The organism is Kitasatospora sp. NPDC058184, from assembly GCF_042883725.1.
Lineage (GTDB): Bacteria > Actinomycetota > Actinomycetes > Streptomycetales > Streptomycetaceae > Kitasatospora.
The window spans coordinates 127,148-149,947 of sequence record NZ_JBHVVE010000022.1 but is presented as its reverse complement, the minus strand read 5'-3'; the positions used below and the strand labels follow the sequence as shown (position 1 = coordinate 149,947).

The window sequence follows — 22,800 nt, the reverse complement described above, 5'->3', positions numbered from 1 at the left end:
GCCGGGGATGTCAACATATCTGGCGTTGACTTTTGGCACGCTGTTGAGTTCTCAAGGAACGGACGCTTCCTTCGGACCGCCTTCCAGCGGACCCTTCGGGCTTCGTTCTTTCGTGTTTCCAGCTTATCAGATGTTTTCCGCTCCGTTTTCCGGAGTTTCATTCATCGGATTCACTTTCCGCTTTGCCGCCCCGGTCTCCCGCGGCGACTCCGGAACTGTACGGGCACCGGCACGTCACATGCAAATCGCCCCTGCCCGGGCTCCCGGGCAGGGGCGATCAGTGCCGATCAGGGCCGGCCGAAGCCGGCCCGAGCCGGGTCAGCGAACCTCGGTGATCTCCGGGCCGCGCGCGAACGGGTCGAGCGCGGTACCGCCGAAGCGGTTCTCGCCCTCACCGGCGGCGGCGGTCGCCCCGCCACCGTCGGCGACCATCTGGGCGTCCTCGGGAAGCTTCAGGACGATCGGGTCGCGGGGAGCCATCGGGGACTCGCCGCGCACGACGACCGTCTGCCGGAAGACCTGCTCCAGGATCCCGGCCATCTCCGGCTGCACGGCGGCCTGGCCCGAGATCACGCCGCGCAGGAACCAGCGCGGACCGTCGCAGCCGACGAACCGCACCAGCTGCACGCCCTGGGTGCCGTCCGGCAGCTGCACGGGGACCCGGGCGCGGAGGTGCCAGCCGAGCGGGCCCTCCTCCTCCTCGATGAGGCCGCCCTGCGAGGTGATGCCGTTGGCGATCTCCTCCCGGACCTCCCCCCAGATGCCCTCCGACTTCGGGGCCGCGAAGGCCTGGAGCTGGATGGCGCTGTTTCCGAGCACAAGGGTTGCCGCCACGATCGCGTCACCGGCGACCTCGACGCGCAGCTCCATGCCCTCGACGCCGGGGACCAGCAGACCCCCGAGGTCGACGCGCCCCTCCTCGGGGTTCTCCAGCTCGGAGTGGTCCCACGGACCGTCCGGCCGGGGGGCCGGCGGCAGGCCGACCCTGTCGGCCGGGTCCAGCTCGGTCACGTTCTCGCTCTCGGCGGAACCTTCGACGTCATCGGCCGTCTCGTCGGCGCTGATGGCGTCGTCGGCGAGCTGCTCGACAGCGTCCTCGCTCTTCTGGCGACGACGGAACACGGTCACTGCCCTTCCCGGTCCAAGACCGATGCGAATGCCTGCTCGGCTTCCTGCGAGGCCGCGGGCATGCTAGACCGCGGCATGGCCGCCGGTCGACCCGAACCCGCCCTCGGCGCGTGCCGACCCAGGCAGCTCCTCCACCTCGTGGAAACGGGCCTTCTCGACCTGCTGGATCACCAGCTGGGCGATTCGGTCCCCTCGGCGGAAGCTGACCCCCTCGCGCGGGTCCAGATTGACGACGATCACCTTGATCTCTCCACGGTACCCGGCATCGACCGTCCCCGGGGCGTTCACGAGGGCAACACCGCAACGAGCTGCCAGGCCCGACCGGGGGTGGACGAAGGCCGCGTAGCCGTCCGGCAGGGCGATGGCGATGCCGGTGGGCAGCATGACCCGCTCGCCGGGGGCCAGCTCCGCGTCGACGGTGGTGCGCAGGTCGGCACCGGCGTCCCCGGGCTGCGCGTAGGCGGGCAGCGGCAGCTCGGGGTCGATGCGCTTGATCAGGACGTCCAGCTGCGGGCGGGGGGTGTCGCTCAAGGGTTCACCTCAAAGGCTCGTGCGCGCTTCATCAGATCCGGGTCGTCGAGGACCTTCTCGATGTCCTCGGGACGACCGTGCGTGGTGAAGTGTTCCAGCTTTACCTGGATGAAGAGGGCCTGGGACCGGACGGCGACCGGCCCGTCCGGTCCGCCGATCCGCGCCTCGGCGGCGCTGTAGATCTTGCGGCCGTGCACGCCGGTGATCCAGGCGCGCAGGTGCAGCACCGAGTCGACGGGCACCGGGCTGAGGAAGTCGGTCTCCAGCCGGCCGGTCACGGCGGGGGCGTGCAGCAGCCAGTTGAGCGTGCCGAGGGTCTCGTCCATGGCGGTGGTCAGCAGCCCGCCGTGGGCCAGGCCGGGGCCGCCCTGGTGGGCGTCGCGGACGGCGAACTCGGCGGTGACGTCGAGTCCCTCGCCGGCGACCGCGTCGATCCGCAGGCCGCCGGGGTGCTGCGGGCCGCAGCCGAAGCAGTGCTCGTAGTGGGAGCCGAGCCGGGTGCCGGGGGCGGGCGCCTGGGGGTGGCGCTCCGGCAGGACGGCGTCCGGCGGCGGGGTGGTCGGGGACGGCGGTATGGCGGGCGCCGGCCGGTCGGTGGGGGTGCTGGGGGCTGTCGTACCGGTCACGGGGCCCCAGCCTACCCAGGGGTAGCGGGCCTCCGGTGGGGGTGGCGTCCCGGGCCGGACGTCAGGGCGACCACAATGGAGGCATGTACGACGAACGCCTCACGGTGCCGCGCTCCTGGTGGCTGCTCCCGATCGCGCTGGGCCTCACGTTCGCGCTGATCCTGATCCGGGTCAGCGGTCCGGCCGCGCTGATCGGACTGGTGGTCGGCATCGCCGCCGGCGCGGTCGCGATCAGCAGCTACGGCTCGGCCCGCATCCGCGTGGTCCAGGGCTCCCTGGTGGCCGGCCCGGCCCGGATCCCGGTGGACGCGCTCGGCGACGCGCAGGCGCTGAGCCCCGCCGAGGCGGCGGCCTGGCGCGGCCGGAAGGCCGATCCGCGCGCCTTCATGCTGCTGCGCAGCTACGTCCCGACGGCGCTGCGGGTCGAGGTGACCGATCCGACCGACCCGACGCCGTACCTCTACCTGTCGACCCGCTCGCCGATGAAGCTGGCGGAGGCGCTGGAGGACGCCCGGCGCGGCGCCCGCACCTGAGGCGGACCGGGCCGGGCCGCGAGGCGGTCGGGCCCGGACACGAGCCGGACGGAAGAGGCCGGACAAACGGAGAGGGACGGTTCCGCTGCTGCGGGACCGTCCCTACGACTTTGTCCTGACCGGTCGACCGGCCGACTCCGTCCTCCCGGGCCCGTCCAGACGGACGATGCCCGGACCTGCCGTCCGGCCCCGCTGCCCGGGGCCGGAAGGAGCGGTGTACCGGTCCCGCGGGCGCAGCCGCGGGCACCGGGTCCTGTCCGCCGCGGTGCTCAGGCGCCGCAGTCCCGGCAGATCGGGTTGCCGTTCTTCTCGCTGTAGAGCTGGCTGCGGTGGTGCACGAGGAAGCAGCTCATGCAGGTGAACTCGTCCGCCTGCTTCGGCAGGACACGGACGGCGAGCTCCTCGTTCGAGAGGTCGGCACCGGGGAGCTCCATGCCCTCGGCGGCGTCGAACTCGTCGACGTCGACAGAGCTGCCGCCCTTGTCGTTCCGCCGAGCCTTGAGCTCCTCGATGCTGTCTTCGTTGAGCTCGTCGTCGGTCTTGCGTGGGGTGTCGTAGTCGGTTGCCATTTTTCGCTCTCCCCCTCCGGGTTGTGCGGTGTGTGCGGTATCTCCAGCGCACGTAACGCATGGGGGGTCGGTCTTGTGCCCGACCCGAGGCGGAGATTTTGCCTTACTTCAAGCCCTGTTACTCAATCGACACTCAGCCCGGGCTCCATCGGGGTGATCCCCAGGGCTGTGGAAGGCCTCACGCTGGGCCATCACCAGCCTTCCGGGGACCCGGTAAACCGACCACGCACAGTGAGCACAATCGGTGTGGATGTCTGGGGAATCCCTTGTCCATCAGGGATGCCGACCGATTCCGCGGACCGACCGGTGACCGGAATCCGGTCACGGACGGCGATCGACACCCCTGATCAGGTGATCACTCTCCGGGGTTGCCCGGAATCGTGGAGCGACACGGTGTGAGCTTGGTCACGTTCAGAATCATCCAGGGCAAACCGCGGGAAATCCACCCACTCCGACCGCTCGGTCCAGCATCTCAGCCGGCGTTCCTCCGGGCCTCCCGGCGTGCCAGCAGGGCGGCCTGGCGCTCCTCGAACTTCCGGGCCTGGCCGTCCAGCCCGTCGAGGAAGACGCCCAGCTCGTTCTGCGCCAGCAGGCCCTCCGGGCCGAGCCCGCCGATCTCCATCACCTTGAGGTGGCGCAGCACCGGCTGGAGCACGTCGTCGTGGTGGATGCGCAGGTTGTACACCCCGCCGAGGGCGATCTGCGCGGCGGCGCGCTCGAAGCCGGGGATGCCGTGGCCGGGCATCCGGAAGTCGGTGACCACGTCGGCGACGGCCCGCATGGCCTGGTCCGGGGCGATCTCCAGGGCGGCCTTCAGCAGGTTCCGGTAGAAGACCATGTGCAGGTTCTCGTCGTTGGCGATCTTCGCCAGCAGCTGCTCGCACAGCGGGTCGCCGGCGTACCTGCCGGTGTTGCGGTGCGCGATGCGGGTGGCGAGCTCCTGGAAGGCCACGTACGCGACGGAGTGCAGCATGCTGTGCGCGTTGTCGGACTCGAAGCCCTCCGACATGTGGCTCATCCGGGCCCGCTCCAGCTCCACCGGGTCGACCGCGCGGGTGGCGAGCAGGTAGTCGCGAATGGCTATTCCGTGCCGGCCCTCCTCGGCCGTCCAGCGGTGCACCCAGGTGCCCCAGGCGCCCTCGCGGCCGAACATGGTCGCGATCTCGTGGTGGTAGCTGGGCAGGTTGTCCTCGGTCAGCAGGTTGACCACCAGCGACACCCGGCCGACCGGGGTCACCTTGGAGTGCTCCAGCGACCAGGCCTCGCCGCCCAGCACGCCGTCGAAGTCGCGGCCCTGGCTCCACGGGACGAACTCGTGCGGCATCCACTCCTTCGCCACGCCCAGGTGGCGGTTGAGCTCCTTCTCGACGACCTCTTCGAGGGCGAGGATCAGCCGCGCGTCGGTCCAGCCGCTCGCGACGAGCGGGGAGCTGCTCTGCACAGGGGCGATGGTCACGGTGGTGCTCCTGAGGGGACGGCACGCGCTGGGACGGGCGCGCTGGACGGGGACACGTCGTGGACCCGTCGGCGGGGCGCCGACGGACTCACCTACGGTTGCGTAGGTTACGACACCGTAAGTTGCTCGGGCCGGAAAAGACAAGCCGCCCCCGCCAGGCCTTATGTCGTCTTGACGGGCCTGGCGGGGGCGGCTGGAAACGGTCGCCCGCGGAAGGGGCGTTCGACCCTTACGGCGAGGGGATGCGGACCCTCATGGTGAGGCCGCCGCCGGCGCGCGGCGTGGCCTCGATGGTGCCGCCGTGGGCGCGCACCACCGAGCGGACGATGGACAGGCCGAGCCCGACCCCCTTGTCGCTGCGGGTGCGGTCGGCGCCCTTGACCCGGCGGAACGGCTCGAAGATGTGCTCCAGCTCGTACCCGGGCACCACCGGGCCGGTGTTGGAGACCACCAGCTCGCCGCCGCCGGGCACCGCGGTGGTGGCCAGCTCGACCCAGCCGCCCGGGGTGTTGTACCGGACGGCGTTCTGCAGCAGGTTGAGCGCGAGCCGCTCCAGCAGCACGCCGTTGCCGGCGGCCATCGCCGGATCGAGCTTCGAACGCAGCTCGACCTCGCGCTTGTCGGCCTCGCCCCGGGTCTGCTCCAGCGCCCGGGTGGCCACCTCGGACAGCTCCACCGGGCGCCGGTCGGTCAGCTCGTTCTCGCTGCGGGCGAGCAGCAGCAGGCCCTCGACGAGCTGCTCGCTGCGCTCGTTGGTGGCCAGCAGGGTCCTCCCCAGCTGCTGGAGGTCGGAGGAGGTCGCCGGGTCGGAGAGCTGGACCTCCAGCAGGGTGCGGTTGATCGCCAGCGGGGTGCGCAGCTCGTGCGAGGCGTTGGCGACGAAGCGGCGCTGGGAGTCGAAGGAGCGGTCCAGCCGGTCCAGCATGCCGTCGAAGGTGTCGGCGAGCTCCTTGAGCTCGTCGTCCGGGCCGTCCAGCTCGATCCGGCGGTGCAGGTCGGAGGAGGCCACGTCGCGGGCGGTGCGGGTGATCCGGCCGAGCGGGCGCAGGACCCGGCCGGCCATCGCGTAGCCCGCCGCGAAGGCGATCACGGCGAGGCAGAGCAGCATGGTCAGCGACTTGCGCAGCAGGGTGTTGAGCGCGGAGTCGGAGCGCGCCAGGAAGTCGGCGGCCTGCAACTGGTTGTAGCTCGTGCTGTTCATCGTGGAGTGGACGCCGTCCGGGCCGGTGACCTGGATGCTGCCGTCGAAGACCAGGTTGCGCGGTGCCAGGTACGAGACGGCGTCCTGGAAGAACACGTACATCAGCAGCAGCAGCACCACGCCGGCCATCAGGAACATCCCGCCGTAGAGCAGGGTGAGGCGCATCCGGATGGTGGGGCGGAAGGGGAACCAGGCGAGCATGCCGTCGCCGGGGACGTAGGGCCCGGGGCGGTGGACGCGCGGCGGGGTCAGGGGCTTCGGCGGGACGGCACGCGGGCCGCCGGCGGGCGCGCCGGAGGCCCCGCCGGCCGGGGGCGGGGTGGTCATGATGGTCCTCTCGGGGCGTCCGCCGGGGCGGGCGCTTACGGCGGGGAGTCTCGGGGTGGGCGGACTCCGGTCGTCAGATCCGGTAGCCGGAGCCCGGCACGGTGACGATCACCGGCGGGTCCCCGAGCTTGCGGCGCAGCGTCATCACGGTGACGCGCACGACGTTGGTGAACGGGTCGGTGTGCTCGTCCCAGGCCTTCTCCAGGAGCTGCTCGGCGGAGACGACGGCACCGCCGGCCCGCATCAGCACCTCCAGGACGGCGAACTCCTTGGGGGCGAGCTGGACGGTGCGCCCGTCGCGGATCACCTCGCGCCGGCCGGGGTCGACCGAGATGCCGGCCCGCTCCAGTACCGGGGGCAGCGGGATGGTCGCGCGGCGGCCCAGCGCCCTTACCCGGGCGACGAGTTCGCTGAAGGCGAACGGCTTCGGAAGGTAGTCGTCCGCGCCGATCTCCAGGCCCTCGACCCGGTCGCTGATGTCGCCGGAGGCGGTCAGCATGATCACCCGGGTGGCCAGGCCCTGCTCGACCACCTTGCGGCAGACGTCGTCCCCGTGGACCAGCGGAAGATCGCGGTCCAGGACGACGACGTCGTAGTCGTTGACCGCGATGCGCTGGAGCGCGGCCTCCCCGTCGTACACAACGTCGACGGCCATCGCCTCGCGGCGCAGACCGGTCGCGACGGCCTCTGCAAGCAGCTGCTCGTCCTCGACGACGAGAACCCGCACGGTCGTTGTCCCTTCTCCAGGCCGGCCCCGGAAGCGGACGCACGGCTCCGACGGTGCCTCCATCCTGCCTGGTCGGGCGGTAAAGCAGCGATAAGCTGCCCCTCGGGCACGGAACCCGGGTCCGCGGCGGTCACTGTTCGCATCCGCACCACTCCGCTTGGACTGTGACACGGGCAACTTTCTCGCGCCGAAAGGTTTCCCCGCCCTGGGGGCGGGGAGGACAGCTGCACACCCGCGATCTGGCTGACGGCCGATCGCACCCACCCGCCGTGCGTTCATCCGCGCCGGCCCTGGGGCTGGGACATCACCGGGAGCGGCCGAAGGGCCGTCTCCGCACCCGTCCGGACTGCCACCACCTTCCGGCCTGGGTGCTTTCACCGGCTGGACCTTCCCCGGGGCGGAGAGCGCACGACCGTGCACGTCCGACACAGTAAGGGGGCCCGTATGGACGCCTTCAAGGCCGGAATCCTGCAGCGCATAGCCAACGCCGAGCAGGACCTGCACCGCGCGATCGAGGCCGGGGACGAGTTCCTCGCCGAGGTGGAGCAGTCCGAGCTGGACGACCTCCGCCGACTCGCCGCCGAGCACGGCGTGGACACGGTGCTGGAGCGCCACCGCACCGCTGCCTGACCCGTCCGGCACACCGACCCGTCGCCGGACCTCCGGCACCAGCGGCCCTACGGGGGCCGTGCGAAACCCAGGCCCTGGCATCCCCCGTATGTCAGGGCTCTTCGCATGTCCGGGGGCCTTCGCACCCGGGCCCGTCGCACGTCCGGGCCGTCCCGCCGCCGGGGTTCCGGCGGCGGGACGGCGGAACCGGTCAGTCCGCCCAGGCGCGCAGCGCGGCCAGCCGCTCCTGGAGCGGCTGGTACACGCCCGGAGCGGCGGCCACGGTCAGCTCGCCGTCCGGCCCGTGCCCGGGCCGGCCGCCGACCAGGGCGCCGGCCTCGGTGGCGATCAGGCAGCCGGCCGCCCGGTCCCAGGGGGCCAGGCCGCGCTCGTAGTAGCCGTCCAGCCGCCCGGCGGCGACGTCGCACAGGTCCACCGCGGCCGCCCCGCCCCGGCGGATGTCCCGCACCTCCGGCATCAGCGCCAGCAGCACCTCGGCCTGCCGGACCCGCACCGGCTGGACGTAGTTGAAGCCGGTGGCGATCAGCGCCTGGCCCCAGGGCGGGGCCGGGCGGGCCGAGAGCGGGCGGCCGTCGAGGCGGGCGCCGCGGCCCAGGACGGCGTGGAACAGCTCGCCGCGGGCCGGCGCGTACACCACGCCGACGACCGCCCGGCCGTCCACCTCGGCGGCCACGCTGACCGCCCAGGAGGGCAGCCCGTAAAGGTAGTTGACCGTTCCGTCGAGCGGGTCCACGACCCAGCGGACCCCGCTGGTGCCCGGCCGCTCGGCGCCCTCCTCGCCCAGGTAGCCGTCCTCGGGGCGGCGGTCGGTGATCAGCTCCAGGACGAGCTTCTCGGAGGCGAGGTCCATCTCGGTGACCACGTCGACCGGGCTGCTCTTGGTACCGGCCACGCCGAGGTCGGCCGGGCGGCCGTCGCGCAGCAGGGCGCCGGCCTGCCGGGCCGCGTCCAGGGCGACCTCCAGCAGGTCGTCGAGGAGGCCGTCGTCGGGCAGGGCGGGGGTGGGCACGGGGGTTCTCCTCCGGGGCGACGGGACGAGCGGGACGGGCAGGACGGGCGGGACTGGCGGGACGGATGGAGCGGGCGGGCCGGGCGGTCAGCGCTCGGCGACGGCCGGGCGCGGGGCCCGCGGGTTGGGGCAGCAGGCCACCGCGCACACGTCGTGGCTGGGGCCGAGGGCGCCCAGGGCGCAGCGGGTAGCCGGCTCGCCGCGCTCGGTGGCGGCGCGCTCCAGGACGAGCTCGCGCACGGCGGCGGTGAACCGGGGGTCGGCTCCGACGGTGGCGGCGCGGGAGACCGGCAGGCCGATCTCCGCGGCCTTGGCGACGGCCTCGGTGTCGAGGTCGTACTTGACCTCCATGTGGTCGGAGACGAAGCCGATCGGGACCATCACCACGGCGGGCGCGCCGTCGGCGTGCTGGGCCTCCAGGTGGTCGCAGATGTCGGGTTCCAGCCACGGGATGTGCGGGGCCCCGCTGCGGCTCTGGTACACCAGCTCCCACGGCCGGTCGGCCACACCGGTGCGCTCGGCCAGCGCGGCGGCGATCAGCCGGGCCACGTCCAGGTGCTGGGCGACGTACGCGCCGCCGGGCTCGCCGCGGGCCGGGTCGTCCGGGGCGCCGGAGGACTCGGCCATGGAGTGCGGGATGGAGTGGGTGGTGAACGCCAGCCGGGCGCCGGCGCGGACGGCCTCGGGCAGCTCGTCCAGGGCGGCCAGGGCGGCGTCGACCATCGGCTCGACGAAGCCCGGGTGGTTGTAGAAGTGCCGCAGCTTGTCGACCCGCAGGGCGGGCCCGCCCTCCTCGGCGAGCGCGGCCAGCGCGTCGGCCAGGTTCTCCCGGTACTGGCGGCAGCCCGAGTAGCCGGCGTACGCGCTGGTGGCGAGCACGGCGATCCGGCGGTGCCCGTCGGCGGCCAGCTCCCGCAGGGTGTCGACCAGGTAGGGCGCCCAGTTCCGGTTGCCCCAGTAGACCGGGAGGTCCAGCCCGTGCTCGGCGAAGTCCTCGCGCAGCGCGGCGAGCAGCTCGCGGTTCTGCCCGTTGATCGGGCTGACCCCGCCGAACATGAAGTAGTGCTTGCCCACCTCCTTCAGCCGCTCCTTGGGGATGCCGCGGCCGCGGGTGACGTTCTCCAGGAACGGGACGACGTCCTCGGGGCCCTCGGGCCCGCCGAAGGACAGCAGCAGCAAGGCGTCGTACGGGGCGGCGCCGGACGGGGAGGGTTTGCGCGCGTCGGACATGGAACCGATCCTGCCACTGAGGGACCGGGCACCGTCGCCGGGGCCGCGCGAGTGCCCGGAAAATACCGTTTGCCAACGTACGTAAGCTGTGTTTGCCAGCCTTGTTCCTTACTCCCCCGCCCGGAGCTCCCGTGCTGTCCAGCTACCGCCAGATATTCGCCTCCCCCGGCACTCTGGCCTTCTCCACCACCGGCTTCGTCTCCCGACTGCCGATCTCCATGACCGGGATCGGCATCGTGACCATGCTGTCCCAGCTCCGGGGCTCCTACGGGGTCGCCGGCCTGGTCTCGGCCTGCCTCGCGGTCTCCGCCGCGATCTTCGGCCCGCAGGTCTCCCGGCTGGTGGACCGGCACGGCCAGCGCAGGATCATCGTCCCCGCCATGGCGCTCACCATCGTCGCCGTCACCGGCCTGCTGCTCTGCGCCCGGCTGGAGGCCCCGGACTGGACGCTGTTCGTCTTCGCCGCCGGCATGGGCGTGATGCCGAGCACCGGCGCGATGGTCCGCGCCCGCTGGGCCCACCTCTACCGCGAGGACACCGGCAAGCTGCACACCGCCTACTCCTTCGAGGCCGTGGTCGACGAGGTCTGCTTCATCGTCGGCCCGATCCTCTCCATCGGCCTCGCCACCTCCGTCTTCCCCGAGGCCGGCGTGCTGCTCGCCGGGATCTTCCTCGCCGTCGGCGTCCTGCTGTTCGCCGGGCAGCGCTCCACCGAGCCGCCGGTCCATCCGGCCGCCCGGCAGGAGGGCGGCTCGGTCATCCTCAACCGCGGCCTCCAGACGCTGATCCTGACCTTCGTCGCCACCGGCGCGATCTTCGGCTCGGTCGAGGTGGTCACCGTCGCCTACGCCGAGGCCCAGGGCCACAAGTCGATCTCCAGTGTGATCCTCGCCCTGTGGGCGCTCGGGTCCTGCCTGGCCGGGGTCGTCTTCGGCACCCTCAAGCTCACCGGCTCGATGGCGGTCCGCTTCCTCGTCGGCGTCCTGTTCATGGCCGTCAGCATGGTGCCGCTGCTGCTGGTCGCCCACGCGGTGCACGGCATCGGCGGGCTGGTCGTGGTCGGAGCCGCGCTGCTGGTCGCCGGCATCGCCATCTCCCCCACCCTGATCACCGCGATGGCCCTGGTCGAGCGGCTCGTCCCGGCCGCCCAGCTGACCGAGGGCATGACCTGGACCACCACCGGCCTGGCCCTCGGCGTCGCGGCCGGCTCCTCGGCCGGCGGCTGGGTGATCGACGCCTCCGGCGCCGCCGCGGGCTACTGGGTGCCGCTGGCCGCCGGCCTGCTCGGAGTGGTCGCCGCCCTCGCCGGCCTCGGCCGGCTGCGCGCCGGCCTGACCGCCGAAGCCGGCGCCGGGACGGCCGCCGAAGGGGCCGGACGGACCGTAGACGCCGAACGGTGAACTGACTAGCCTCGCCCTACCCACGGGGCTACCCATGGGTAGGGCGGCTGCGCCGCCCCGGACCGCGCCGAACCCGTTCGGCCACGGAGCAGGAGGCAGCGCAATGCCCCAGGCCAGTACCGCGACCCCCACCCGGTGGACCAACTGGGCCGGCAACCAGAGCGCCCGGCCCGCCCGGGCCGCCGCCCCCGGCACCGTGGAGGAGCTGGCCAGGGAGATCCGGCGGGCCGCCGAACAGGGCCGCACCGTCAAGGCCGTCGGATCCGGCCACTCCTTCACCTCGATCGCCTCCGCCGACGACGGCGTCCAGATCCGCCCGCACGCGCTCACCGCCGTCCGCGAGATCGACCGCGAGGCCGGCACCATCACCGTCGAATCCGGCCTCCCGCTGCACCGGCTCAACCGCGTCCTCGCCACCGAGGGCCTCTCGCTGACCAACATGGGCGACATCGAGGTCCAGACCGTGGCCGGCGCCACCAGCACCGGCACCCACGGCACCGGCCGCGACTCCGGCTCATTGGCCGCCCAGATCCGCGCGCTGGAGATCGTCCTCGCCGACGGCACCGTCCGGCACTGCTCCCCCACCGAGAACCCCCGGCTCTTCCAGGGCGCCCGGCTCGGCCTCGGCGCCCTCGGCGTGATCACCGCGCTCACCTTCGGCGTCGAACCGGCCTTCCTGCTCACCGCGCACGAGCAGCCGATGGGCTTCGACGAGGTGCTGGAGCGCCTGGACGACCTCACCGCCGTCAACGAGCACTTCGAGTTCTACTGGTTCCCGCACACCGACCGCTGCTCCACCAAGCGCAACAACCGCAGCCAGGGCCCGGCCGCCCCGCTGCCCCGGTTCAAGGAGTGGCTGGAGGACGACTTCCTCTCCAACACCGTCTGGGAGGGGGCCTGCCGGGTCGGCCGGCGCTTCCCCGGCTCGATCCCCTCGATCGCCTCGCTGGCCAGCCGGGCCTGGTCCGAGCGCAGCTTCACCGACACCGCGTACAAGGTGTTCACCAGCCCGCGCAAGGTCCGCTTCGTGGAGATGGAGTACGCGGTGCCGCGCGCGGCCGTCGGCGAGGTGCTGCGCGAGCTGAAGTCCCTGGTCGAGCGCTCCGACTGGAAGGTCGGCTTCCCGGTCGAGGTGCGCTTCGCCCCCGCCGACGACCTCTGGCTCTCCACCGCCTCCGGCCGGGACAGCGCCTACATCGCCGTCCACCTCTACCGGGGCACCGCCGACCAGGGCTACTTCACCGGCGTGGAACAGCTGATGACCGCCCATCAGGGACGGCCGCACTGGGGCAAGCTGCACACCCGCGACGCCGCGTACCTGGCCGGCGTCTACCCGCACTTCGGCGACTTCACCGCACTGCGCGACGAGGTCGACCCGCGGCGGCTGTTCGGCAACGACTACCTGCGCCGGGTGCTGGGCGACTAGGGCGTCGCCGCGTTGTTGCCGTCGGCCGGCGGCGGGGCCACCGGCGCCTTCGCCGGTTCGTTCGCCGGGGCGCTGTTCGGCGCCGTCGGCTGCGGGGTCGCTCCGCCGGTGGGCTTCCCGCCGCCCGCCGACGGGGAGGCGCCGGCCGACGGGGTCGCGGTCGGGCCGGCCGAGGGTGAGCCCGTTCCCGCGCCGGTGCTCGGCGTGTCGACCGGCTCCCGGCCCGGCCGGGTGGTCGACGGGGCGGAGGCGCCACCGGAGGGCGCGTTGTCCTGCCCCTGCTTCCCGTTCCCGCCCTGGGACGGCCGCTCCGGCGGGGCGTCCTGTTGCCGGGAGGACTTGGGCGCCACCGAGCCGCCGAAGGACGTGCCGTTGCCGGACTCGCCCTTGACCGTCGCCGACACCGGCTGCCCGGTGGCCAGTTCGAACACCACGATCGGCGTCATCGCCAGCACGAAGACCAGCCCGGACACCGCCGCGTACGTCTTCCAGCCCCACCGGCGACGCGCCCGGACCACCTGCGGCTCGTTCCACTCCGAGGTGATCACCGGCGGCTGCACCCGCGTCTCCGGCGGCTCGGACTCGACCGGCACCTGGCGCAGGGTGTTGGCGGCCTGGTTCGGCCCCCGGTCCACCGCCTCGCGCAGCTGCTCACCGGTCCGCTTGAAGATGTGCTGGAACACCGCGCCGCCGGTGGTGGCCCCGATGCTCACCACGGCGGCGCCCAGGATCGTGCCGTACACCCCCAGTTCGGAGGCCAGCAGCGCACCCACCACCGTGGCCAGCGCACTCGCCGCGACCTGAGCCACACTCAGATCGATGCGCCTGCGCTCCTCCTTGGCCTTGCCGCCCTCCTCGGCGGGGCTCCGCTCCGGCATCAACATCCCTCGGTCCCTACGGCTGTTCTTCGTACAAGGCTCTCCATCTTGCCCAAAGAAGGACACAAGGGACGAAAATGCGGTTCTCGGCGCCCGGATTGTGTGAAGATGATCACCGTCCGTCCGGCGGTGGTCCGCCATCGGGGGAGCACGCTCTTGAGATTCCCGTGAATCGCGGGAGACTTGAGCGGCGAGCCGCCCCTGTGGATGCCACGAATGGAGTACTGTTCGTAAAGCCCGAGCCTTGGGTCGACTTGTCGACTGCGCCCCCACCGGCAGCTTGACAAGGAGACACGGACCGGGCACGCACGGCGACGCCCGTCCCGGAACGTCGCGTTCACTGCGCGTGCGAGGACGGCCGGGACACCCAGGCGCGACGTCAACCGATGGCGTGGCAAAAAGGCAACCGTGCCACAGCGGCGTGCGCGGGCGTAAGCCCGACACGCCGGGGAACTCAGCAAGGTTGTGGCCAGTCGCGAGTGGGCAGGCCACACTCAGTACGGGAGCAGCGACGCAGGTGACGTCGGCAGGCACCACCCGGGAGGTAACCGTGCCCGAACTGCGGGTTGTGGCCGTCAGCAACGACGGCACACGGCTGGTGCTCAAGGCTGCCGACAGCACGGAGTACACCCTTCCCATCGACGAACGGCTGCGCGCCGCCATCCGTGGCGACCGGCCGCGCCTCGGCCAGATCGAGATCGAGGTCGAGAGCCACCTCCGCCCCCGGGACATCCAGGCGCGGATACGAGCCGGTGCCTCCGCGGAGGAGGTCGCCCAGGCCGCCGGGATCTCCGTCGACCGCGTCCGCCGCTTCGAGGGCCCGGTGCTCGCCGAGCGCGCCTTCATGGCCGAGCGCGCCCGCAAGACCGCCATCCGCCGCAACGGCGAGTCCCCCGGCCCGCAGCTCGGCGAGGCCGTCGCCGAGCGGCTCGCGCTGCGCGGCGCCGAGAAGGAGACCGAGCGCTGGGACTCCTGGCGGCGCGACGACGGCACCTGGGAGGTCATCCTCTCCTACCGGGCCGACGGCGAGGGCCGCAGCGCCTCCTGGACGTACGACCCGCCCCGGCGCCTGGTCCAGCCCAACGACGACGAGGCCCGCGCGCTGATCGGCGAGAACGTCGAGCGCGAGGAGGAGTCGGTCTTCCCGTTCATCCCGCGGATCGCCCGGCTCCCCCAGGACCGGCCGCCCCGCCCGATGATCGACCGGCCCTCGGCCGACCGCATCATGTCGTCCCGCGAGGTCCGCGAGTCGCGGGAGGCCACCGCCGACGCCCGGGACTCGCTGACCAGCCTGCTCGACGTGGTCCCCGCCTTCCGCGGCGACCTCGCCGTCGGCGCCCCCGCCCCGATCGAGCCGGTGCCCGCCGAGGTCGCCGAGGAGACCGAGGAGTCGGCCGCGGCGGCCGCCGCCCCGGCGGTCGGCGCGGGCTCGGCCTACGCCGACATCCTGATGCCGCGCGCCGTCGCCCCGCACCGCGAGCGCCTGGTCGGCACCACCGACCGGCAGGCCGAGGCGGACGGCGTCCGGCCCGGTCGCCGGGCCACCGTGCCCAGCTGGGACGAGATCGTCTTCGGCAGCCGGCGCAAGAAGCAGGAGTAGCGACGCCGAAGGGGCGGGAGGCCGGGCCTCCCGCCCCTTCGGCATGCCCGGGGAGATCAGCCCGGCTGGTCGGTGACCGCCACCGGGCGCGCCCCGTCGCTCGACCACTCGCTCCACGAGCCCGGGTACAGCGCGGCCGGCAGGCCCGCCACCTCCAGCGCCAGGACCTGGTGCGCCGCCGTCACGCCCGAACCGCAGTACACCGCCGTCTCCCGCTCCCCCGCGCCCAGCCCACGGAACCGGGCGGCCAGCTCGGCGGACGGCCGGAACCGGCCGTCCGGGCCCACGTTGTCGGCCGTCGGCGCCGAGACCGCGCCCGGGATGTGCCCGGCCCGCGGGTCCACCGGCTCGGTCTCGCCCCGGTAGCGCTCCCCGGACCGGGCGTCCAGCAGCAGGCCGCGGCGGGCCCAGGCCGCGGCGCCGTCCCCGTCCACCGTCGGCAGCTGCCCCGGCACCGGCTTGAAGTCGCCCTCGCCGGACTCCGGCAGCTCGGCCGTCACCGGCAGCCCGGCCGCCTGCCAGGCCGCGAAGCCGCCGTCCAGCACCCGGACGTCCCGGTGCCCGGCCCAGCGCAGCAGCCACCAGGCCCGGGCCGCGGCCATCGAGGCCGCGCCGTCGTACACCACGACCGGGCGCCCCGCGCTCACCCCGAAGCGGCGCATCGCCGCGCCGAACTCCTCCGGGTCCGGCAGCGGGTGGCGCCCGCCCCGGCCGGGGGCGCCGGGCGGGGCCGCCAGGTCCCGGTCCAGCTCCACGAAGTGGGCGCCGGGCAGGTGGCCGGCCCGGTACTCCTCGGCCGCGGTCGGGCCGCCCGGCGCGGCACCGACCAGCTGGTAGCGCACGTCCAGCAGCACCGGCGGCAGCGCGGAGGCCAGCGCCTCCCGCAGCCCGGCCGCGGAGATCAGCGGGGAACCGTCGTTGTAGGTGGTGGTCATGGCGGCCATTGTCGCGCAGCGCCGCCCCGACGGCGGGTGATCGGGATTCCCGCCGCCCCCGGACCCGGCGGAATCCGACGCGAATCCGGCGGGAATCCGCGGGACACGCCCGACCCGTCGCTCTTTGTGGGGTCTTTGCCGGACTTTCCGCGCGGCCCGAGGGTTGGGCGCCCGCCAGGGTGGAAGCATCACCCTCGCGCGCGAGGATTTCCGTGCGCCAACCACCCATGAGGAGGCCCGCATTGCCCGCGGTGGAACTCCGACTGGCCCAGGGCACGCCCTGCTGGGTCAGCCTGCTGACCGACGACCTGCCCGGCGCCCGCGCCTTCTACGGCGCCCTGCTCGGCTGGACGTACACGCCCGGGCCCGGCCAGCTCGGCGACTACGTCCGGGCCGAGCTCGACGGGGCACCGGTGGCCGGCCTCGGCGTCTCCACCGCCACCGGCTTCCCGGTGCAGTGGACCACCTACTTCGCCGTGGACGACGCCGACCGCACCGCCCAACTGGTGCGCGAGTGCGGCGGAACCGTCGCCGTCGGGCCGCTCCAGGCCGAGCGCGCCGGACGGATGGCCATCGCCGCCGACGTCTCCGGCGCGGTCTTCGGCCTCTGGCAGGGTGAGGAGCACCTCGGCCGGGAGGCCGGCCGCGAACCGGGCGCCCCGGCCTGGGCCGAACTGCTCACCCCCGACGCGGAGGGCGCCGCCGGCTTCTACTCCACCGTCCTCGACCGCCCGGTCCGCTCCGGCCCGGAGGAGACCGCGCTGCTGGTGGACGGCCGGCCGGTCGCCGGCATCCGGCACCGCGCCGAGCTGCGCGGCCACCCGCCGCGCTGGCGCACCCACTTCGTGGTCCGCGACGCCGAACTGACCGCCCGGCACACCCTCGGACTCGGCGGCCGGGTCCTGGTCGAACCGCACGACACCGCCCGCGGCCGCGCCGCCCGGCTGGCCGACCCGCAGGGCGGGCACTTCTCCGTCCTGGAGGTGCTTCCCTAGGGCCCCGGCTCTCAGGCCTGCTGCTCCTCGAAGGGCAGCACGTCCGGGGAGAGCACCGAGGCGTGCGCCGTCGCGGCGGTCAGCCGGCGGCGGTGGTGGCGGCGGCACAGCACCTCGTAGCCGACCTCGTCCCGGTCCACCGAGATGTCGCCGATCACCACCTGGGCGCCCTCGACGACCATCACCCCGCCGACCGTCCGGGCGTTGTGGGTGGCCCGCGCACCGCACCAGCAGAGCGCCTCGACCTGGAGCACCTCCACCCGGTCGGCCAGCTCGATCAGCCGCTGCGAGCCCGGGAACAGCCGGGTGCGGAAGTCCGTGGTGATCCCGAAGGTGTAGACGTCGATGTCGAGTTCGTCCACCACCCGGGCCAGCTGGTCGACCTGCTCGGCGGCGAAGAACTGGGCCTCGTCGCAGATCAGGTAGTCCACCCGGCCGCCGGCCGACAGCCGGTGCACCACGTGCGCGTGGAAGTCGAAGTCGTCCGTCACCTCGACCGCGTCGGCGCGCAGGCCCAGCCGGCTGGAGATCGTCGCCGCGCCCGCCCGGTCGTTGCGGGTGAGGATCACGCCCTGCCGGCCGCGCGCGGTGTGGTTGTGGTCCATCTGCAGCGCCAGCGTCGACTTGCCGCAGTCCATCGTGCCCGAGAAGAACACCAGTTCAGCCATGGGTGGAGCAAGGGCCTTTCACATCAAGGGAATTCGGGCGCAGAAGAGTCGATCGAGCGGCTCAGCCGCGGACTTCGAGCAGCGGCACGAACTGCTCGACCGGGGTCATCGAACCGTGCAGACCGATCATCGCGGACTCGCCGGGCTCGTTGCGGGAGGCGGTGATCGCGATGTCGTCGCGCGCCGCGGCGACCACGTCGCCGATCCGCGCGTACACCCGCTCGTCCACGGCCGGGCCGAACCAGCCCGCCGCGATCGCCTGGTCCCGGGTGGCCACCCACATCCGGTCGCCCAGCACCTCGCTCCAGACCGCGTGCACGTCGGCCGCGGCCCCCGGCACCGCGTACACGTGCCGGGCCCGGCCCTCGCCGCCGAGCAGGGCGACGCCGGCGCCCAGCTCCCAGTCCTCGTCGAAGTCGATCCGGTCCTCCGGGGCGATGTCGATCATGCCGTGGTCGGCCGTCACGTACATCGCCGAACGCGGCGGCAGCTGCGCGGCCAGCCGGCGGGCCAGCCGGTCCACCGCGTCCAGCGTCATCCGCCACTCGTCCGAGTCCACGCCGAAGCGGTGGCCCGCGCCGTCCAGCTCGCTGACGTACGTGTACACCAGCGCCCGGTCGTGCTCGGCCAGCCAGGAGGCCGCCAGGTCCATCCGCTCCTCGCCCGTGGTGCGGCCGAGGAAGGTGCCGCCGGACAGCGCCACCCTGGTCAGCGGGGTCTGGGCGAACAGCGGGGAGGAGACCTGCGCGGTCGCCACCCCGGCCTGGTGGGTGCGCTCGAAGACCGTCGGGTACGGCTGCCAGGCGTGCGGCTCGGTCGGCGGCTGCCAGCGCAGCTGGTTCATCAGGTAGCCGGCGCCCGGCACCGCCACCGTGTACCCGGCCAGGCCGTGCAGGCCCGGCGGCGTACCGGTGCCGACCGAGGCCAGCGAGGTCGCCGTGGTGGACGGGAAGCCTGCGGTCAGCGGACGGCCGCTGCCCCCCATCGAGCTCCCGGCCAGCGAGGACAGGAACGGCGCGTACTCGGGGTGGCGCAGCAGCAGCTCCCAGCCCAGGCCGTCCACCAGGAACACCACCACCCGGTCCGCCGGGGCGATCGGGAGCGTCGCGGTGAACCCGGGGACGCCCAGCCCCGCCGCCACCGAGGGCAGCAGGTCGCACAGCGAACCACTGCCGTACGGGGGCGCGGGGGCCGTGGCCGGGTCAAGGATCTCGAAGGCGTCGTAGCCGTCGGCAGGAACGAAGGACATGGAACCGGATTCGTAGCGGTGCGGTCGGTCGGAAGCGGCGGAACTCAGACCCGCGGGCCGGTGCTGATCGTCGCGTCGGACAGCGCCCGGGCGAACACCAGCGCCTGGGACACCGTCTCCGGGCCGTCGCCGGCCTCGCTCACCCGCAGGGAGAGGTCGTCGGCCGTGGCCGAGCCGGTGTAGCCGTGGTCGGCCTCGCAGTTCGGGTCCGAGCAGCCGGCCGGCTCCAGGTCCAGGCGCTGCACCGCGCCCCAGCCGATCGTCAGCACCACCTCGCGCGGCAGGGTGCCCGGGGTGTACGTCTCCGGGTTCGCCACCATCCGGCTCACCACCACCGAACCGATCCGGTCCAGCCGGACGCTCTCCGTCGAGGTCGTCGCGAACGGCACCGCCGGGCTGCCCTCGGCCCCGGACTGCTCGTCCGTGTGGCTCACCACGAACCGGGTCGGGGTGAGGACCAGCACCGTGACGTGCCGGCGCACCTCGTTGGCGTCGAAGGTCGTCTCCTGGTGCACCAGGTAGGAGCTGATCGGCTCCGGGCCCACCGCGGACTCGACCGCCTCGGACACCAGGGCCGGGTAGTAGCCGCTGCGCTCGATAGCCGAGCGCAGGTCCTGAGTGGTGGTGGTACCGGTCTTCGCCATATCTCCATCCTGGCATGGTCCGCCGACGAAGCGGGCGGCACGGCGCCGAGCTTCGGACAACAGCGCCCGGGCAGGGCGCAACCAAGGAAGGTTACAGCGTGCTCATCGCGCGCGGGCCCAGATCGCTGCGGACCGGCAGCGGCGCCACCCGCACCCGCGCCCCCAGGATCGCCAGTCCGTGCGGGGCCATGACCACCGGTTCGAGATCCACCGAGGCGATCTCCGGCACGTCGTCCACCAGCTGCGACACCCGTAGCAGCAGTTCCTCCAGCGCGTCGGTGTCCACCGACTCGGCGCCGCGCCAGCCGAACAGCAGCGGCGCCGCCCGCACCTCCCGGATCAGCCCGGCGACGTCCTGGTCGGTGGCCGGAACCAGTCGGTGCGCGGTGTCGCCCAGCAGTTCGGCCGGGGCGCCGGCCAGGCCGAAGGAGAGGATCGCGCCGACCGCCGGGTCCACCGTGGCGGCGATCACGGTGTCCACGCCGCGCGGCGCCATCCGCTGGACCACCAGCTCGGCCTGCGCGGCGCCGCCGAGCAGCGCGTCCAGCTCGCGGTGGGCGCGGCGCAGGCCCGCCTCGTCGGTCAGGTCCAGCCGGACGCTGCCCAGGTCGGGGCGGTGGCGCAGGTGCGGGGCGGTCGCCTTGAGGGCCACCGGGTAGCCGAGCGCCGCGGCGGCCGCGACGGCGGCCTCCTCGTCCGGGGCCGGCCGCACCGGCGAGACGTCGATCCCGTAGCGGGCCAGCAGCTCCTGTGCCTCGGCCTCGGACAGGGTGATCCGGGCACCACCGGGCTGGGTGCGTGCGGCGACGGCGGCCCGGGTGCTCAGCGCCGCCTCCACCAGCCGGCGGGCGCCGGGCTCGTCGATCCGGTCCAGCTCGGGGACGCGCGCCGTCTCCTCCGCCGCGGCCGTGCGGCGGCGCCACTGCGCGTAGTGCACGGCGTGGGCGAGGGCGTGCACGGCCCGCTCGGGCGCCGCGTACGCGGGGATGCCGCCGGGGCGCAGCCGGACCGGCAGGTCGGTCAGCGCCAGGTGGGTGAGCAGCAGCGGCTTGCCCAGCTCCCGGGCGCGGCCACCGGCTTCGAGCAGCGCGGCGGCGATCTCCGGGTCGTCCGAGCCCATCGCGGGGTCGTCCTCGCCGGTCAGCCGGCCGCCCATGAAGGCGTGGGCGGAGGTGCCGATCGGCGGGATGGCGACGGCGATCACCGCGTCCACGGCCGGGTCGGCGAGCGCGACGTCCAGGGCGATCCGGAAGTTCTCGCCGGTCGCGGCGGTGGTGAGGTCGACGGGCGTGCACGGGCGCAGGCCGGCGCTCAGCAGGGCGTCGTAGGTGAGCAGGCCGAGCGAGTCGGAGTTGCCGACCACCGCGACCCGGTTCCCCGGCGGCAGCGGCTGCTGGGCCAGCAGCTCGCCGGTGTCGTACAGCTCGGTGATGGTCGACACCCGGATGACGCCCGCCTGCTCGAACAGCGCGTCCACGGTGGCGTCGCGCAGGCCGGTGGCGGTGGCGGGGACGGCGTGGCCGGGCGGCAGGCTGCCGGTGTGCCGGGCGCCCTTGACCACCACGACCGGCTTGACGGCGGCCAGCCGGCGGGCGATCCGGGTGAACTTGCGCGGGTTGCCGAAGGACTCCAGGTACAGCAGCACCACCTGGGTGGCCTCGTCCTCGGCCCAGTACTGGAGGAAGTCGTTGCCGGAGACGTCGGACCGGTTGCCGACCGAGGCGAAGGAGGAGACGCCGAGGCCGCGCTTGTGGGAGGCCTCCAGCAGGGCCACGCCGATCGCACCGGACTGGCAGAAGATCCCGAAGCCGCCGCGGCCGGGCAGGCGCGGGGCGAGCGAGGCGTTCAGCGGGCGCCCGGGGTCGGTGTTGATCAGGCCGAAGGCGTTCGGGCCGATCACCCGCATGCCGGCCGCGCGGGCCTGGCGGACCAGCGCGCGCTGCCGGTCCCGGCCCTCCGGACCGGTCTCCGCGTAGCCGGCGGTGACCACCACCAGGCCCTGCACCCCGTGGGCGCCGCACTCGGCGACGGCGGCCGGGACAGCGCCCTCGGGGACGGCGATCACCGCGAGGTCCACCGGCCCGGGAATGTCCAGAATCGAACGGTGGACCGGGACGCCGTCCAGCTCGGTGCCGGGCGCGGCGTTGCGGTTCACGGCGTACACCGGGCGGTCGGCCGGGGCCTCGTCCCCCAGCAGGTCGCGCAGGATGGCACGGCCGACGGTCTGCGGGGTGCGGGAGACCCCGATCACCGCCACCGAGCGCGGGGTGAGCAGGCGCTGCACCGAGCGCGCCTCGGCGCGGTGCTCGCGGGCGCGCATCACGGCGAGCGAGCGGTCGGTCTGCTCCAGGTCGAACTCCAGGTGCACCACGCCGTCGGCGAAGCTGCGGTGCTGGGTGTAGCCGGCGTCGGTGAAGACCTTCACCATCTTCCGGTTCTCCGGCAGCACTTCGGCCTGGAAGCGGCGGATGCCGCGCTCCTGCGCGACCGCCGCGATGTGCTCCAGCAGGGCGGAGGCCACGCCGCGGCCCTGGTGGGCGTCCTGCACCAGGAAGGCCACCTCGGCGTCGGTGCCGGTCTCGGAGGGGCGGCCCTCGGCGTCGATCCGGTCGTACCGGACGGTGGCGATGAAGCGGTCGCGGACCACCACCGCGAGGCCCACCCGGTTCACGAAGTCGTGGTGGGTGAAGCGGCGGACGTCCTTGTCGGAGAGCCGCGGATAGGGGGCGAAGAACCGGAAGTACTTGGACTGGTCCGACACCTGCCCGTAGAACTCCACGAGCCGTCCGGCGTCGTCGGGGGTGATCGGCCGGATCCGGGCCGTACCTCCGTCACGCAGCAGGATGTCCGCTTCCCAGTGCTGCGGATAGTCGGGTTGCGCGGGGTTCGCCACCGCGGGGTCTTCCACATTCGTCAGGTTATCCGGCGGCGAGCCGAATGGCGCCGGGCGCGTGCTCACGGCAGGGTGGACAGGGCCGTCGACCGGGGTTTATGCCCCGAAAAGAAACAATCACAAGTCCTGAACGCTGCGGTTCCCA

The 22,800-nt window shown here is 73.5% G+C and carries 20 protein-coding genes and 1 pseudogene; 6 read left to right on the top strand and 15 right to left on the bottom strand.

The window, feature by feature from the left end; genetic code table 11:
- Positions 1–318: 318 nt before the first annotated feature.
- The 3 genes and pseudogenes from ACFVXH_RS32470 to ACFVXH_RS32460 form a co-directional block, all read right to left on the bottom strand.
- Positions 319–1,122, bottom strand: a complete 804-nt coding sequence (locus tag ACFVXH_RS32470) for a DUF3710 domain-containing protein (RefSeq protein WP_049657098.1) — start codon at positions 1,120–1,122, stop codon at positions 319–321.
- 2 nt (positions 1,123–1,124) lie between these two features.
- Positions 1,125–1,659, bottom strand: a pseudogene (gene dut, locus ACFVXH_RS32465) (dUTP diphosphatase).
- The gene (locus tag ACFVXH_RS32460) at positions 1,656–2,234 is read right to left on the bottom strand and encodes a PaaI family thioesterase (RefSeq protein WP_049657100.1); all 579 of its coding nucleotides are present in this window, start codon (positions 2,232–2,234) and stop codon (positions 1,656–1,658) included. The pseudogene dut and the gene ACFVXH_RS32460 overlap by 4 nt, the downstream one beginning before the upstream one ends.
- Before the next feature lie 134 nt (positions 2,235–2,368).
- On the opposite strand from ACFVXH_RS32460, the gene ACFVXH_RS32455 reads away from it, so the two are divergent.
- On the top strand, positions 2,369–2,818 hold the full coding sequence (locus tag ACFVXH_RS32455; protein ID WP_049657093.1) for a DUF3093 domain-containing protein: 450 nt from the start codon (positions 2,369–2,371) through the stop codon (positions 2,816–2,818).
- Positions 2,819–3,087: 269 nt separating this feature from the next.
- Here ACFVXH_RS32455 and ACFVXH_RS32450 read toward each other — a convergent pair whose 3' ends face one another.
- The 4 genes from ACFVXH_RS32450 to ACFVXH_RS32435 all read right to left on the bottom strand — a co-directional run bounded on the left by ACFVXH_RS32450 (position 3,088) and on the right by ACFVXH_RS32435 (position 7,098).
- A complete protein-coding gene (locus ACFVXH_RS32450) occupies positions 3,088–3,387 on the bottom strand; it encodes a DUF4193 domain-containing protein (RefSeq protein ID WP_030285479.1) in 300 nt (99 codons plus the stop codon).
- Positions 3,388–3,859: 472 nt separating this feature from the next.
- Positions 3,860–4,843, bottom strand: coding sequence for an acyl-ACP desaturase (locus ACFVXH_RS32445; RefSeq protein WP_049657095.1), 984 nt, complete (start codon positions 4,841–4,843; stop codon positions 3,860–3,862).
- A 229-nt stretch (positions 4,844–5,072) separates the two neighbouring features.
- A complete protein-coding gene (locus ACFVXH_RS32440; protein WP_074005649.1) occupies positions 5,073–6,371 on the bottom strand; it encodes a cell wall metabolism sensor histidine kinase WalK in 1,299 nt (432 codons plus the stop codon).
- Between the two features lie 73 nt (positions 6,372–6,444).
- Complete coding sequence (locus ACFVXH_RS32435) at positions 6,445–7,098, bottom strand: response regulator transcription factor (protein WP_049657097.1); 654 nt, start codon at positions 7,096–7,098, stop codon at positions 6,445–6,447.
- A gap of 444 nt (positions 7,099–7,542) precedes the next feature.
- Here ACFVXH_RS32435 and ACFVXH_RS32430 point away from each other — a divergent pair, with 444 nt between their 5' ends.
- Positions 7,543–7,728, top strand: coding sequence for a hypothetical protein (locus ACFVXH_RS32430; RefSeq protein WP_030057688.1), 186 nt, complete (start codon positions 7,543–7,545; stop codon positions 7,726–7,728).
- Positions 7,729–7,918: 190 nt separating this feature from the next.
- Here ACFVXH_RS32430 and ACFVXH_RS32425 read toward each other — a convergent pair whose 3' ends face one another.
- Both ACFVXH_RS32425 and ACFVXH_RS32420 read right to left on the bottom strand, forming a co-directional pair.
- Complete coding sequence (locus ACFVXH_RS32425) at positions 7,919–8,737, bottom strand: inositol monophosphatase family protein (RefSeq protein ID WP_079272792.1); 819 nt, start codon at positions 8,735–8,737, stop codon at positions 7,919–7,921.
- Positions 8,738–8,824: 87 nt separating this feature from the next.
- The gene (locus tag ACFVXH_RS32420; protein ID WP_074005650.1) at positions 8,825–9,967 is read right to left on the bottom strand and encodes a ferrochelatase; all 1,143 of its coding nucleotides are present in this window, start codon (positions 9,965–9,967) and stop codon (positions 8,825–8,827) included.
- 131 nt (positions 9,968–10,098) lie between these two features.
- Here ACFVXH_RS32420 and ACFVXH_RS32415 point away from each other — a divergent pair, with 131 nt between their 5' ends.
- Together ACFVXH_RS32415 and ACFVXH_RS32410 are read left to right on the top strand one after the other, a co-directional pair.
- Positions 10,099–11,367: an MFS transporter gene (locus ACFVXH_RS32415; RefSeq protein WP_387829461.1), complete on the top strand. Its 1,269-nt coding sequence runs from the start codon at positions 10,099–10,101 to the stop codon at positions 11,365–11,367.
- Between the two features lie 103 nt (positions 11,368–11,470).
- Positions 11,471–12,793, top strand: coding sequence for a D-arabinono-1,4-lactone oxidase (locus tag ACFVXH_RS32410; RefSeq protein ID WP_375876169.1), 1,323 nt, complete (start codon positions 11,471–11,473; stop codon positions 12,791–12,793).
- Here ACFVXH_RS32410 and ACFVXH_RS32405 read toward each other — a convergent pair.
- Complete coding sequence (locus tag ACFVXH_RS32405; RefSeq protein WP_387829458.1) at positions 12,790–13,671, bottom strand: hypothetical protein; 882 nt, start codon at positions 13,669–13,671, stop codon at positions 12,790–12,792. The genes ACFVXH_RS32410 and ACFVXH_RS32405 overlap by 4 nt on opposite strands.
- A 517-nt stretch (positions 13,672–14,188) precedes the next feature.
- On the opposite strand from ACFVXH_RS32405, the gene sepH reads away from it, so the two are divergent.
- The gene (gene sepH, locus ACFVXH_RS32400) at positions 14,189–15,271 is read left to right on the top strand and encodes a septation protein SepH (RefSeq protein ID WP_074005654.1); all 1,083 of its coding nucleotides are present in this window, start codon (positions 14,189–14,191) and stop codon (positions 15,269–15,271) included.
- 56 nt (positions 15,272–15,327) lie between these two features.
- On the opposite strand, the gene ACFVXH_RS32395 is transcribed toward sepH, so the two are convergent.
- On the bottom strand, positions 15,328–16,206 hold the full coding sequence (locus ACFVXH_RS32395; protein WP_380744420.1) for a sulfurtransferase: 879 nt from the start codon (positions 16,204–16,206) through the stop codon (positions 15,328–15,330).
- 251 nt (positions 16,207–16,457) lie between these two features.
- On the opposite strand from ACFVXH_RS32395, the gene ACFVXH_RS32390 reads away from it, so the two are divergent.
- Positions 16,458–17,201, top strand: a complete 744-nt coding sequence (locus ACFVXH_RS32390; protein WP_310593192.1) for a VOC family protein — start codon at positions 16,458–16,460, stop codon at positions 17,199–17,201.
- An 11-nt stretch (positions 17,202–17,212) separates the two neighbouring features.
- Here ACFVXH_RS32390 and ACFVXH_RS32385 read toward each other — a convergent pair whose 3' ends face one another.
- The 4 genes from ACFVXH_RS32385 to ACFVXH_RS32370 all read right to left on the bottom strand — a co-directional run bounded on the left by ACFVXH_RS32385 (position 17,213) and on the right by ACFVXH_RS32370 (position 22,670).
- Positions 17,213–17,869, bottom strand: a complete 657-nt coding sequence (locus ACFVXH_RS32385) for a thymidine kinase (RefSeq protein ID WP_074005657.1) — start codon at positions 17,867–17,869, stop codon at positions 17,213–17,215.
- Between the two features lie 61 nt (positions 17,870–17,930).
- Positions 17,931–19,118 carry an alkaline phosphatase family protein gene (locus tag ACFVXH_RS32380; protein ID WP_049653320.1) on the bottom strand — a complete coding sequence of 396 codons (1,188 nt, stop codon included), beginning with the start codon at positions 19,116–19,118 and terminating at the stop codon, positions 17,931–17,933.
- Between the two features lie 44 nt (positions 19,119–19,162).
- Complete coding sequence (locus ACFVXH_RS32375; protein ID WP_049653318.1) at positions 19,163–19,762, bottom strand: DUF5998 family protein; 600 nt, start codon at positions 19,760–19,762, stop codon at positions 19,163–19,165.
- 91 nt (positions 19,763–19,853) lie between these two features.
- Positions 19,854–22,670 carry a GNAT family N-acetyltransferase gene (locus ACFVXH_RS32370; protein WP_387829455.1) on the bottom strand — a complete coding sequence of 939 codons (2,817 nt, stop codon included), beginning with the start codon at positions 22,668–22,670 and terminating at the stop codon, positions 19,854–19,856.
- Positions 22,671–22,800 lie beyond the last annotated feature (130 nt).